The organism is Candidatus Merdisoma sp. HCP28S3_D10 (genome assembly GCF_052065835.1).
GTDB lineage: Bacteria > Bacillota > Clostridia > Lachnospirales > Lachnospiraceae > Laedolimicola.
The window spans coordinates 222,046-234,855 of the sequence record NZ_JBQHTG010000001.1; the positions used below are offsets into that span (position 1 = coordinate 222,046).

General features: G+C 55.5%; 13 protein-coding genes. 4 read left to right on the plus strand and 9 right to left on the minus strand.

All coding sequences use genetic code 11. The features are described 5' to 3' along the window. Positions 1-39 precede the first annotated feature (39 nt). The 4 genes from ACTNCH_RS00945 to moaA are packed head-to-tail and all read left to right on the plus strand — an operon-like array spanning position 40 to position 4,468. The gene (locus ACTNCH_RS00945; RefSeq protein WP_441015611.1) at positions 40-1,797 is read left to right on the plus strand and encodes a [Fe-Fe] hydrogenase large subunit C-terminal domain-containing protein; all 1,758 of its coding nucleotides are present in this window, start codon (positions 40-42) and stop codon (positions 1,795-1,797) included. Then, positions 1,790-2,992 carry a SpoIIE family protein phosphatase gene (locus ACTNCH_RS00950; protein ID WP_441015609.1) on the plus strand — a complete coding sequence of 401 codons (1,203 nt, stop codon included), beginning with the start codon at positions 1,790-1,792 and terminating at the stop codon, positions 2,990-2,992. The genes ACTNCH_RS00945 and ACTNCH_RS00950 overlap by 8 nt, the downstream gene beginning before the upstream one ends. A gap of 17 nt (positions 2,993-3,009) precedes the next feature. Beyond that, complete coding sequence (gene moaC, locus ACTNCH_RS00955) at positions 3,010-3,492, plus strand: cyclic pyranopterin monophosphate synthase MoaC (RefSeq protein WP_441015607.1); 483 nt, start codon at positions 3,010-3,012, stop codon at positions 3,490-3,492. Positions 3,493-3,496: 4 nt separating this feature from the next. Then, positions 3,497-4,468 carry a GTP 3',8-cyclase MoaA gene (gene moaA, locus ACTNCH_RS00960; protein ID WP_441015605.1) on the plus strand — a complete coding sequence of 324 codons (972 nt, stop codon included), beginning with the start codon at positions 3,497-3,499 and terminating at the stop codon, positions 4,466-4,468. A gap of 1 nt (position 4,469) precedes the next feature. Here the strand turns inward: moaA and ACTNCH_RS00965 are convergent, their stop codons facing one another. The 9 genes from ACTNCH_RS00965 to ACTNCH_RS01005 all read right to left on the minus strand — a co-directional run bounded on the left by ACTNCH_RS00965 (position 4,470) and on the right by ACTNCH_RS01005 (position 12,791). Next, the gene (locus ACTNCH_RS00965; RefSeq protein ID WP_441015603.1) at positions 4,470-5,600 is read right to left on the minus strand and encodes a sulfate/molybdate ABC transporter ATP-binding protein; all 1,131 of its coding nucleotides are present in this window, start codon (positions 5,598-5,600) and stop codon (positions 4,470-4,472) included. Between the two features lie 5 nt (positions 5,601-5,605). Beyond that, a complete protein-coding gene (gene modB, locus ACTNCH_RS00970) occupies positions 5,606-6,298 on the minus strand; it encodes a molybdate ABC transporter permease subunit (RefSeq protein WP_441015601.1) in 693 nt (230 codons plus the stop codon). Between the two features lie 19 nt (positions 6,299-6,317). Further along, on the minus strand, positions 6,318-7,163 hold the full coding sequence (gene modA, locus ACTNCH_RS00975) for a molybdate ABC transporter substrate-binding protein (protein WP_441015599.1): 846 nt from the start codon (positions 7,161-7,163) through the stop codon (positions 6,318-6,320). Between the two features lie 128 nt (positions 7,164-7,291). Further along, the gene (locus ACTNCH_RS00980; protein ID WP_441015597.1) at positions 7,292-8,194 is read right to left on the minus strand and encodes an NTP transferase domain-containing protein; all 903 of its coding nucleotides are present in this window, start codon (positions 8,192-8,194) and stop codon (positions 7,292-7,294) included. Further along, positions 8,191-8,736 carry a molybdopterin-guanine dinucleotide biosynthesis protein B gene (gene mobB, locus ACTNCH_RS00985; protein ID WP_441015595.1) on the minus strand — a complete coding sequence of 182 codons (546 nt, stop codon included), beginning with the start codon at positions 8,734-8,736 and terminating at the stop codon, positions 8,191-8,193. Before mobB ends, ACTNCH_RS00980 begins: the two co-directional genes overlap by 4 nt. Next, complete coding sequence (locus ACTNCH_RS00990) at positions 8,733-9,938, minus strand: molybdopterin molybdotransferase MoeA (RefSeq protein WP_441015593.1); 1,206 nt, start codon at positions 9,936-9,938, stop codon at positions 8,733-8,735. Before ACTNCH_RS00990 ends, mobB begins: the two co-directional genes overlap by 4 nt. Before the next feature lie 13 nt (positions 9,939-9,951). Further along, on the minus strand, positions 9,952-10,977 hold the full coding sequence (locus ACTNCH_RS00995; protein ID WP_441015591.1) for a molybdopterin-binding protein: 1,026 nt from the start codon (positions 10,975-10,977) through the stop codon (positions 9,952-9,954). 294 nt (positions 10,978-11,271) lie between these two features. Beyond that, a complete protein-coding gene (locus ACTNCH_RS01000; RefSeq protein ID WP_441015589.1) occupies positions 11,272-12,147 on the minus strand; it encodes a phosphoribosylaminoimidazolesuccinocarboxamide synthase in 876 nt (291 codons plus the stop codon). Positions 12,148-12,263: 116 nt separating this feature from the next. Beyond that, positions 12,264-12,791 carry a cob(I)yrinic acid a,c-diamide adenosyltransferase gene (locus ACTNCH_RS01005; protein ID WP_441015587.1) on the minus strand — a complete coding sequence of 176 codons (528 nt, stop codon included), beginning with the start codon at positions 12,789-12,791 and terminating at the stop codon, positions 12,264-12,266. Positions 12,792-12,810 lie beyond the last annotated feature (19 nt).

Here is a 12,810-nt window from a genome sequence, read left to right on the forward strand (position 1 = left end):
TGTATTTTATTATCACACACAGGAAAGGCAGGTTTTTCCATGTCTCCAATCTATGCCGACACTTCCTTTTTAAGATTTAAAAAGGTACACTGTAAGAACTGTTATAAATGCGTCCGGAACTGTCCCGTAAAGGCGATCCGGATCTCCAACCATCAGGCGCAGATTCTGGAGGATCAGTGTATCCTCTGTGAAAAATGTACCCTGGTCTGTCCCCAGAACGCCAAGGAAGAGCTGAACATGATTCCGAAGATCCATGACTTTCTGAAGGCAGGCGGACAGGTCATTGCTTCCATTCACCCGGCCTACGTGGCAGAATTCGGCCCCGACAGTCTTCCGGCCCTGACTGCCGCCCTGAAAAAGCTTGGAATCTCCGACGCTTTTGACGCGGCCGCAGGCGCTTACCTGGTTAAAACCGAATACGAACGGCTGATCAATGAGCGGGCACAGAGGCTGCCCACCATCTCCTCCAACTGTCCGGTTATCGTACAGCTGATCCAGAAACGCTACCCGGATCTGATCCCCTATCTGGCCCCGGTGCTGTCCTCCATGCAGGCCCACGGGAAATATCTGAAGGAGCAGTATCCGAACGCGCGGATCCTCTCCATCTCTCCCTGTATCTCCGGTCTGGCCCAGATGCGGGAGCATGAAAATTATGTGGACTATGTCATCACCTTCAGTGAGCTGCAGCAATGGCTTACGGCCGCCCAGGTGCAGGTAGAGACCCTTACGCCTCCCCTGCCGGGACAGGCCGCCGATATCCGTCTGTCCCGGATAGCCGCCATGTCCGGCGGCTTCACCATGGCCATGCACCCTTCCGCCCACCAGCGCGCTCTGCCTGCCTGCGGGATCGACAGCTGCAAGCAGATTCTAAAGGAGCTGACAGAGAACCCCAAGAGCTATTCCAACTGCTTTCTGGAGCTGAACGCCTGTCCCAATGGCTGTATCGGCGGGCCGTCCTTCCGGCGAACGAAGACCGGCCTCCTTCACGGCATGATCCGTCTCCAGAACGCTTCCTTAAGCAACGGAATTTCCGATTATGAAAAGGACGACTTCTCCGCGGCTGCTCTGACCGATATCAGCCGCCATTACGATACCTTTGTCCTGCGGCGGGAGGATACACCGGCTTCGGAAGAGGAGATCCGCAAGGTACTGGCCCAGATGGGAAAATTCACGCCGGAGGACGAACTGAACTGCGGCGCCTGCGGCTACAATACCTGCCGGGAAAAGGCCCGAGCGGTTCTGTCCGGTAAGGCGGAGATCTCCATGTGCGTCCCCTTCATGCGGGAGCGCCAGGAAAGCTATTCCAATAAAATCATCAATGTAATGCCCGGCATTCTGGTCACGGTTGATTACCAGCTGAAGGTTATCCACATGAATCAGGCCGCCCGGGATCTGTTCGATCCCCTGCATAAGAAGGAGCTGATTGGCGCGCCGGTTTCCGATCTTATGGACGATTATTCCCTGGTCAACCTGATTTCCTTCGACAAAAACCGTTCCGACGATCAGATTTACCTGGAGGATCGGAAGATCTATCTGGAACGGACTCTGGCCAACGATCGGAAAAATCAGCTGATTCTCTGTGTCATGAAGGACATCACCCGGGAAATGGAGGAAAAGCTGCGGATCCGGAAAGCCCGGAACAACGCGGCCGCCATGGCTGACAAGCTGGCCGCCGAGCAGCTGAAGCTGGTTCATCAGATCGCAAGCCTCCTGGGAGAAACCGCCGCCGACACCAAGGTGGCAGTGGAACAGCTGAAGCGCACCATTCTCAGAGAGGATGAGGATTTCGATGAATAAGGACAAAAATTACCGTCTGAACGTCTCCTTCCACGGACTGGTGACGGATTTCGGCTGGATAAGCCTCAATAAAAAACGGGAAAGTATCTGCGGCGATTTCTTTGACATCACCGAAAATGAGGAGGATCATGTGCTGGTGCTGTCCGACGGCCTGGGAAGCGGCGTCAAAGCCAACATTCTCTCCACTCTGACCGCCCGGATGCTCAGCCATATGATTATCAAAAAGCTTCCCATTCACGACGCGGTGGCTGCCGTGGCCGACACGCTTCCGGTCTGCAGCGTCCGGCATCTGGCCTACTCCACCTTCACCGTGCTGGATATCCGGGGACGGCAGGCCCTGCTCTACCAGTTCGACAACCCGGACGCGATCCTGATCCGGGACGGCAAGGTAACGGCCTACCCCTATTCCACCTTCACCCTGAAGGAAAAGGTGATCCACGAAAGCACCTTTGATCTGCGGGAAAATGACATGCTGATTCTCATGTCCGACGGCGTCACCAACGCGGGAATGGGAAAAACCACCGACGGTGGCTGGGGCCGCAATGAGGTCTTACGCTTCTGTCAGAAGAAGTACCGCCCGGGTATGAGCGCCCAGGAAATGGCTGTAGCTATCGCTTATGCGGGACTGGCCCTGAATCTGGAGGAGACCGACGACGACCTGACGGTTCTGGCCTTACGCTTCTGCAAAAAGCAGACGGTCAATCTGATGATTGGCCCGCCCACTACTTCTGAGCAGGATTCCACCTATATGGAAAGCTTCTGGAAGAAGGAAGGAAAGCATGTGATCTGCGGCGGCACCACGGCGAAAATCGCGGCCCGGTATCTGCGTCAGCCTCTGACCACCATCGAAGGATCCGCGGTGGATGACGTGCCCTCCCTGATGCGCCTGCCCGGGGCAGATCTGGTGACGGAAGGCTTGCTGACCCTGGAACGTCTGCTGGAATACTGCGAAGATTTCCGGGAAGACCGCCTGTGTTTCCATGAGATGCTGCAGAAGAAGGACGGAGCTGCCCAGCTTGGCCGCCTGCTCTTTACCTGGGCTACCGACATCAACCTCTTTTTCGGCAACGCCTATAACCCGGCCTATACCGGCTCCGACATTACCGCGGAGACCAAGACGAAAACCGTAGAGGCGCTGATGGAGCACCTGAAGCGGGCGGGAAAGAACGTGACGATTTCGTTCTGGGCCGTATAAATTAAAGGAGAAGAATCATGAGTGAATTTACACATTTTAACCGGCAGGGAGAAGCCATCATGGTGGACGTAAGCGCCAAGGCAGAAACCGCCAGGGAGGCTGTGGCCGAGGGCCGCATTTCCATGAGCCGGGAATGCTTTGAAAAGATAAAAGAAGGGGAAATGGGAAAGGGCGACGTTCTCTGCGTGGCCCGGGTAGCCGGAATCATGGGCGCCAAAAAGACCTCCGAGCTGATTCCCCTCTGCCACCTGCTGAACCTGACCAAGGTAGAAATCCGCTTTGTCTTAGAGGAGGAAACTGCCTCAGTCCGGGCGGTCTGCACCGTCCGCACCACCGGAAAGACCGGCGTGGAAATGGAGGCACTGACCGGCGTCCAGATCACACTCCTGACTATCTACGATATGTGCAAGGCCGTCGATAAGGGTATGGAGATGTCCGATATCCATCTCTGCCGCAAAAGCGGCGGAAAAAGCGGAGAGTTTGTGAGAAAGGCGGAATAACCCTATGAAAGACCAATATGGACGGGATATCGACTATCTGCGCGTCTCCATCACCGACCGCTGCAACCTGCGCTGCCGCTACTGTATGCCCGACGGTATCGAATGGCTTCCCATGGAGGAGATTCTGAGCCTGGAGGAGGTCACCGAAGCCTGCCGCCAGGCCGCAGCTCTGGGTATTCGTAAAATCAAAGTGACCGGCGGCGAGCCTCTGGTCCGCAGAGGCTGCACCGATCTCATCGGTATGCTGAGCGCCCTGCCCGGTATCGAGCAGGTCACCCTAACCACCAACGGAATCCTGCTGGCCTCCTGTGCCGACGAGCTCTGCCGCCAGGGACTTCACGCGGTCAACATCAGCCTGGATACCCTCGACCCGGTAAAATATGCCGAAATCACCGGCTTTGATCGGCTTTCCTCCGTACTGGATGGAATCCGCGCCATGGAGGAACGCCGGATTCCGGTCAAGATCAACGCCGTTCTCCAGCGGGGCGTCAACGATATGGAATGTATCGCCCTGGCGGAGCTTGCGAAAAACCATAAGCTGGACGTACGTTTTATCGAGCTGATGCCCATCGGCTACGGAAAAACCCTGGAGCCTGTGTCCAACCCGGAGATTCTTAGACGCCTGCGCGCCCATTACGGCTCCGAGCGGGTGATCCCGGATTCCCGTACCCACGGCAATGGCCCCGCCCGCTATTACCGGATCGACGGCTTTTCGGGCAGTATCGGTTTTATCAGCGCCATTCATGGGAAATTCTGCAGCTCCTGCAACCGGATCCGCCTGACGGCCACCGGGGATATCAAGCCCTGTCTGTGCTACAGCGACCATATTTCCATAAAAAATGCCCTCCGGAACGGAAGTCCGGAGGACGTAAAAGCCCTGCTGGCCCAGGCTATCAGTCAGAAGCCCGCAGCCCATTGCTTTGAAAATATTCCGACCGTAACGGAACGAAAGGAAATGTCCCGTATCGGAGGCTGACCTATCTTAACACCATCACGTCCGCAGGATTCACATGAAGCCAGAGTGTATCCTGCGGATTTTCTCTGTCCGCAAACTCCCTTTCACAGAATTCCCGCCAGTGTTCCTTGGTGATCTCCACACGGATCCGGTCGAAATGGTTCTTCCGGCTCTCCTGTGAATTCTCCGCATGCTCCGGCGTCACCATCAGCACCGTGGAAAAGACGTCGTCAATAACCCGGTCAATCCGGCACCGGAAGGTATTCTCCGGCTGCGTCGCCGCCTCTTTTTCTCCCATCAGCCCGATATAATGGCTGCGCACGCCCACATAGCGGACGTCCTCTGTGTCCGGTTCGTGTTCTCCGCTGTAGAAAAGCGTCTCGCCCCAGTCCTGCACAGTTACCCGGCCCTTCCCCGTAACCCGGGCCCGCGCGAAGTTTTTACAGCCGGACAGCAGCGCAGCCGCCCTGGACTTTGGCGCTTCGAAGAGCTGCTTTACCGGAATCACCGGACTTGAAGAACCCTGATCCATCACACATACCCGGTCGCAGATCCGGTACACCTCGTCCCGGCTGTGGGACACAAACAGGGTGGGGCCGCCGAACTCCTTCAGCGTCTCCAGAAGCTCCTGCTCCAGATTCCAGCGCAGATAACCGTCCAGCGCAGAAAAAGGCTCGTCCAGCATCAGCACACGGGGGCTGGAGAGGAAGATCCGCGCCAGCGCCACCCTCTGCTGCTGGCCTCCGGAAAGCTCCGCAGGCTTATGCTTCTCCAGACCCTTCAGCTCGAACTTTTCCAGCATTTCCTGAATTCTTATCTCCGCTTCTTTTTTCCCGGTCTTTTCTGCCTTCAGTCCCGTCATCAGATTCTGGCGCACCGTCATATTGGGAAATAGGGCGTAATTCTGGAACAACAGTCCCACATGGCGATCCTGGGGCCGTAGATTGATGTTCTTCTTCGAATCAAAAAGCACCCGGCCGTCCAGCTCTATATATCCTTCGTCCGGCTTCACGATACCCGCAATACAGCGGAGAGTCATGCTCTTGCCGCAGCCGGAGGCTCCCAGAATCCCGGTCACCCCCTCCGCAGCCTTAAACTGCGTTTCCAGCCGGAAATCTCCCAGTTTTTTTCTGATATCCACATACAATGACATCTACGCTACCTCCCGGCCTCTCGTTTTATACCCATGCGGGAAGCCCGCTCGCTTTTTTCCAACAGATTTACCACCAGCAGTACCACTGCCGAGATCGCCACGTTGACCAAAACCCACCGGAAGGCCAGGGCATCGTTGTCCGTCCGCCAGAGCTGATAGACGGTGGTGGAAATGGTCGCGGTCCGGCCCGGCGTATAACCGGCCACCATGCTGGTGGCCCCATACTCGCCCAGGGCTCTGGCAAAGGCCAGGACGGCTCCCGCCAGAATGCCCTGCCTGCAGGCCGGCATCCGGATCCGCCAGAAGATAAAGCTGTTGGACAGGCCCAGGGTCTGTCCGGAATAGGCGTAAGTCTCATCGAAGCTCTCAAAAGCTCCCCGGGCTGTCCGGTACATCAGCGGAAAGGCCACCACAGCCGCCGCGAAAATACCGGAATACCAGGTCATTACCAGCTTGGTTCCAAAATTTTCCATAAACCAGGCGCCCAGCGGTCTTCTGGGTCCCATCACCATCAGCAGAAAATATCCGACTACCGTGGGCGGCAGGACCAGGGGCAGCGTCAGCACCACGTCCAGCACGCCCTTCACCACCGGGTGAAGCTTTGCGATATAGTAAGCCGCAAAAATGCCCGTAAAAAACACGATCACACTGGCAATCAGCGCAATACGCAGGGAATTATACAGGGGAAACCAGTCCATAAAACTCTACTCCGTCCTTTTATTCTGCCGCCGCAAAGCCCACTGCCTCAAATACCTTCATACAGGTATCAGTCTGCAGATAGGCCAGGAATTCCTTTGCCGCCTCCTGATTCTTCGAAACATTCAGGACTGCCGCCGGATAGATAACCTGCTTGCACAGATCGCTTCCCGCCTGATCCACAACGGTCAGCTTGGTGGAAAACGCGTCGGTAGCGTAGATAATGCCTGCGTCCGCAGCTGCCTCGGAAACCTGGGTTGTCACCTCTTTTACGTTAGAACCATAAGTAATCTTGCCCGCTGCCTCCAGGCTGTCCAGAATACCCAGATTGGTCAGGATCTCTGTGGAGTACTGTCCCACCGGAACGTCCTCATTTCCAAGGGCCAGAAGGATAAGCTTATCGGTACCCAGATCCGCAAAGGATTCGATGTTCTTCGGGTTGCCGTCCGGCACTGCCAGAACTACCTTATTCTCCAGCAGGTTGACCCGGGTGCCCTCCAGCACGTAATCCAGACCGTCGGTATTCACCTCCGGATCCGCGTCCTTGTCCAGCTGGTTCATCTGCTTCTGTGCCGCGGAAATAAATACGTCGCAGTCCGCGCCCTCCTGAATCTGAGTCTTCAGGGTTCCTGAGGAATCAAAATTGAATACCAGGGTTACATTCGGGGCAACCTCTTTGTACATCTCCTGAATCTCTGTCAGGGTCTCTGTCATGGATGCCGCCGCAAAGACATTCAAAGTCACCGGATCTGCCTCTGCAGTGTCCTCTGCTGCCGGAATCTCTTCCGCCTGCTTGCTTCCGCAGTTAAGCATAGATACTGCCAGAGCGCCGGCCAATAGACCTGCGATTACCTTCTTCCTCATCATAACTATCCCTCTTTTCTCTTATTTCGCACTGCTTCTTTCCGTTATTTTTTCAGAAGAATAACGATAGGTCTATTATACACATAAAAAAAGGAGGGTGCAAGTGCAACCTCCCTTTCACTCTGTGCTTTTTACTGAAACTCCCCGAAATACACCTCAAAAAATCCCCGGGTAATCCGCTTCATGTCCTCCAGCATGGCGTGATACCGCTCCATGAAGAGGCGGCCCTCGGAGGTGATGGTAGAGCTGCCCCCGTTCTTTCCTCCGTTACAGCGGTTCAGGAACCGGAAGCCCAGCTCCTTCTCCACCTTGTTGATCATTTTCCAGCCCTTGGAATAGGACATATTCATTTTGGCCGCCGCAGCCTGAATAGAACCGGTCTCATCAATGTACTGAAGCAGGTGGTAGACGCCGGGACCGAAGAAATCCTCTTCCTTGGATATCACCAGCTTGGTTTTGAAATGAAGGGTGGCGGCGTCCCACCGGGCTTTCAGGTAAGCAGACACCCGTTCGATCCCGCCTGCGTCCAGAAGCGAATAGCAGACGCCCGGATCCCCCACCAGAATCCTGTCCTGTCTTACTTTGGTATCGCTCTCCCCCGGTACCACACTTCTGGGCCAGCCGGCCTGCCCCCCATATACCGGCACCGAAGCCTCTTCCGCCTTCAAAAGAGCCTCCACGGTCTCCTCCCCAAAGGCCGGATATTCCACCGGCAGCACAAGGGCCCGATCCATCAGAGGCGCAGCCGCCTCCAGGGCCAGCTTCAGGGCTTCCTCAAAGCTATGCTCCCGGTAGGCTTCATCTTCCACGAAGATGACATTATTGTGACTCAGGTGCAGCTTTAGTGTCTCGCTGTGACAGCCTGCCAGCACTACGATGGGAGAAATCCCGGCCTTACGGAACCTGGCGATCTCTCCCTTGATAACCGTTGTCCCATCCAGCGGATACATGGGCAGGAACAGATGAATCCCCTCGTTTTCCCGCTGCTCCTCCCCATAATCGCCGGAGGCTATGATAACCGCTCCTGTTTTCATATGATCTCCTTTGTATTTCTGGATAAAAGAAACAAATCCTTTAAAATGAATTCCGCAATGTTCTCCACATCTTCCAGCCCGAATACCGGCACGCCCTCCGGCAGTCCCTTCACCGCTCCGGGCGCCAGATCTGTCACAATGGCGCGTAAATTACGCCCCCTGCAGACACAGTCCGAGGAATTGGCTCCGCGAATCAGCTCCACTTTTGGATATCCGCTGTCCTTAAAGCCCTCCAGCAGAATCAGATCCGCCTCCGGGAACCAGGACGCCAGCTGCTCCGGCGTCATTTGCCCCGCCCGTGCTTCCTCCGGCTGCTTCTTTACGACCATATATTTGTGGTCCGAAAAAACCACGGTACCGTAGGCTCCCGCCTGAAAATGGGCAAAGGTATCCGTTCCCGGCACATCGGTCTGAAAATCATGGCCGTCATGCTTGATGGTAGCCACCTTCAGCCCCCGTCCGGTCAGAACCGGCAGGAGCTTCGTGATCAACGTGGTTTTTCCCGAATTTTTCACACCGCTGACGGCAAAGAAAACACTCATAACAGAATTGCCTCCGCCGAATCCCCCGGTTTCAGCGCCCCAGATCCTGCAGGCACATCCAACAGGCAATTGCAGCCCACCATGGAGGCCAGCACGCCGTTGGAATTCAGTCCCTCCGGCAGATGGAAGGTTCCCTTTTCCCAGTAAGCCCGGACAAATCTTCTTCCCGGACTGGGCTTTCCAAAGGCGTCCGCCAGGGTTCCCTGCACCCGCACCAGATCAAGAGACGGCTTTCTCATCATTTTCGCCAGCATAGGGCGGAGCAAAAGCTCGGTGATAACCAGGGCGCTGAAGGGATTGCCGGACAGACTCATGACCGGGATTCCCTGATAATCGGAAAATAAGGTGGGCATACCAGGCTTCACCTGGATACCCCAGAAAACGCGCTCCGCCCCAATCCGGGCCAGGGATTCATGCATGATGTCCTTTTTTCCCACAGACACAGCGCCTGTGGTAACGATCAGATCCGCTTCCTTCGCGGCCTTTTTCAGAGCCTCCGCCATCTGCTCCGGCTCGTCCGGGACGGAGCGGGCCTCCAGAAGCTCCACGCCCAGCTCCATCAGACGGGCCGCCAGAAGCTTCTGGTTGATGTCATAGATTTTGCCGGGAGCCAACGGCTCTCCCGGCTGCACCACCTCATTGCCGGTGGTCAGCACCGCGATCCGGGGACGGCGGTAAACAGCTACCTCCGGGATTCCCATTCCGGCCAACACTCCGGCCTCCACGAAGCCAAGCTCCCGGTCCGCTTTCATCAGTACCTGTCCTGCCTTAAAGTCCTCGCCCCGGAAGCAATAATTGCCCCACGGCCTCTCCGCCTTATAGATCTGTACCGTTTCCTCGCCGTAATCCGTATCCTCCTGACGGACGCAGCAGTCACAGCCGGGCGAAATCGCCGCCCCGGTCATAATACGTACAGCCTGGCCCGGCTGCACCTCTTCCTTGGAATAATCTCCCGCGTCAATCTCCCGCAGAACCTTCAGACAGACCGGCCGCTCCCTGCAGGCTTCCTCCAAATCCGCTGCCCTGCAGGCATATCCATCGATGGGCGAACGGGGAAAGGGTGGATTGTCAAATCTGGTCTTTGCTTCCTCGGCCAGCACCCGTCCGGAAATCTCCGCGACCGGAAGCCGTTCCTTCTCCTGAATCACAGGCGTATGCGCCAGAACCAGCGCAAGCGCCGCCTCAGCTGTAATTCCTCCCATACCAGTTTCCCCCTTATACGCCTTTTCCAAAACCGCAGTTGGGGTAATGACAGGTCTTACAGCCCAGACAGAAGCCGCCATTTCCCATATGGGCCAGTTCCTTCTTCGTCACCTCTACCCCCGCCGCAATCCGGGGCAGTACCAGGTCAAAGACCGTAGCCTTCGCGTACATGACGCAGCCCGGCAGTCCCATAACCGGCGTACCGTCCTCGAAATAAGCCAGCAGGAACATGGCTCCCGGAAGCACCGGCGCGCCGTAGGATACAATACGCGCTCCCGTCTGCTTAATCGCGCCCGGCGTCTGATCGTCCGGATCCACGCTCATGCCTCCGGTACAGAGAATCATGTCCGCTCCCTCTTCCTTCAGCTTCAGAATGGCCTCGGTAATCTTCTCCCGGTTGTCGTCGCAGAGGATGTGTCCGCAGACCTCTATTCCATAGGCGGCCAGCTTCTCGATGATAACCGGCGTGAAAGTATCCTTGATCCGTCCGTAATACACTTCATTTCCTGTGGTGACAATGCCTGCCTTCAGGGGCTTATAAGGCGTCAGGGAAACCAAAGGCTCGCTTCCCGCAGCCTCCTTTACCCGCTCCAGCTTCTCCTTCGCGATAACAAGCGGAATCACCCGGGTTCCCAGCAGACGGTCGCCCTTTTTCACCGGCGTGTTATTATGCCGCGTGGCAATCATAATCTCATCTATTTCGTTGATGGCGTCAAGCCGCGGCACATCTACCCGGAACAGGCCGTCGCAGTCGGCCACCAGCTCAATTTTTCCCTCCTTCACATCGGTGGGATGCATATTTTCGTTCCTGCAGACGGCGCACAGAATCTCTGCCGCCTCATTTTCATGGAGGGTGTTCTCGTCCTTCTCCCAGACATACAGGTGATCCTTTCCCAGGGATAACAGCACCGGAATATCTTCCTCGGTCACAATATGTCCCTTGCGGAATGCGGTGTCCTTAACCACATCCTTGACGATCCGTGTAATGTCGTGGCAGAGCACATGGCCCACCGCATCCGTTGTGTTGATACATTTCATACCCCAAATTCCTCCAAAAAACCAATCTATGTATCCAGTGTAACACAGCAGGGCGGAAGTTTCACCTGTTTTTCAAAACATAACGGTGATTTTCTATCCGTCTTTTGTATATAAGAAAGAATCCTGCTACGCAGGATTCTCCGCCTGCGGCGGGTCGCTCAAGCGACATACTACCTCTCCGCCGCAGTGCGATAATGTTTTTTATGTAATAGGGGATTCCATCGGAATTTCCTATTACATAAAAAACGCGGATATACTCCAAAAATGGAACATATCCGCGCCTCAATTTTTTACCTATACCTCCAGTGGCTTTCCGGTCAGCATCTCGTATGCCTGCAGGTATTTCTCAATGGTCTTGTCCACGATCTCCTGGGGCAGGGTCCAGTCGTTGTCCGGGTTGGCCTTCAGCCAGTCGCGGGCAAACTGCTTGTCAAAAGAGGGCTGTCCGTGGCCCGGCTCATAGCCGTCTGCCGGCCAGAAACGGGAGCTGTCCGGCGTCAGCATCTCGTCGCCGATCACCAGGTTGCCATTTTCATCCAGGCCAAACTCAAACTTGGTGTCCGCGATGATGATTCCCTTGCTCAGGGCGTACTCCGCGCATTTCTTGTAAAGGGCAATGGTGTTGTCGCGAAGAGCCTTTGCGTACTCCTCTCCCTTGCCCGGGAAATATTTTTCAAGATGAGCGATGCTCTGCTCGTAGGAAATGTTTTCGTCATGATCGCCAATCTCTGCCTTGGTGGACGGTGTGTAAATCGGCTCCGGCAGCTTGTCAGACTCTTTCAGTCCTTCCGGAAGCCTGATACCGCAGACGGTTCCGTTCTCCTTGTAGCTGGCCCAGCCGCTGCCTGTGATATAACCACGGACAATACACTCGATGGGAAGCATCTGAAGCTTTCTGCACATCATGGATTTGCCCCGGAACTTCTCCTGCTGGAAGTACTCCGGCATATCCTTTGTATCAACGGAAATCATGTGATTCGGCAGAATCTCCTCTGTCATATCGAACCAGAATTTGGACATCTGGGTCAGCACCGCGCCCTTCTTTGTCACTTCATTATGAAGAATCACATCGAAGCAGCTGATACGGTCTGTCGCTACCATAATCAGGCTGTCGCCGTTGTCGTAAATCTCACGTACCTTACCTTCTTTGATCGGTTTCATTTCCTGCATATCCTTGCACCTCATCATTCTGTTTTTAAATGGAAATTCGGGTCAGACTTCTTTTGACCCTGGGCATTTCCACATTACCACTCTTTCCCCCGGCCTGTCAAGCCCCTGTTCTTCTCCTACAGCTCAATTCCCTTCCGGGCATGTACACCCTGATCGAAGGGATGCTTGATTTTCCGCACCTCGGAGATATAATCGGCCAGTTTAAGAAGCTCCGGGGCCGGATCCCGGCCTGTCAGGGCCACCTCCAGACCTTCCGGACGGTTCTTCAGAAAATCCAGGGCTTTTTCCCGGTTCAACATGCCGTGATTGTAGCAGGACATAAACTCATCCATGACCAGCAGGAAAGCATCTTCCTGCGCTGCCAGCTCTGTGGCCCGGTCAAAGAGCGCCTGATAGGCGGCTGCCGCCTCCTTTTTCTGCTCGTCCGTCATATTCCAGAAGAAGCCGAACTGCTTCTCACAGGTCAGCACCGTAACCCCGGGCAGCTCCCGCAGTACCTTCAGCTCTGAGGATTTCCCATCCTTCATAAACTGGGTGAAAATGACCCTTCTGCCGCTTCCTGCAGCCCGGACCGCCAGGCCGGTCACTGCGGTGGATTTGCCTTTGCCGTCGCCGCAGTAGATGTGGATACATGATTGTTTCATAGGACAGCACCTCCTGAAT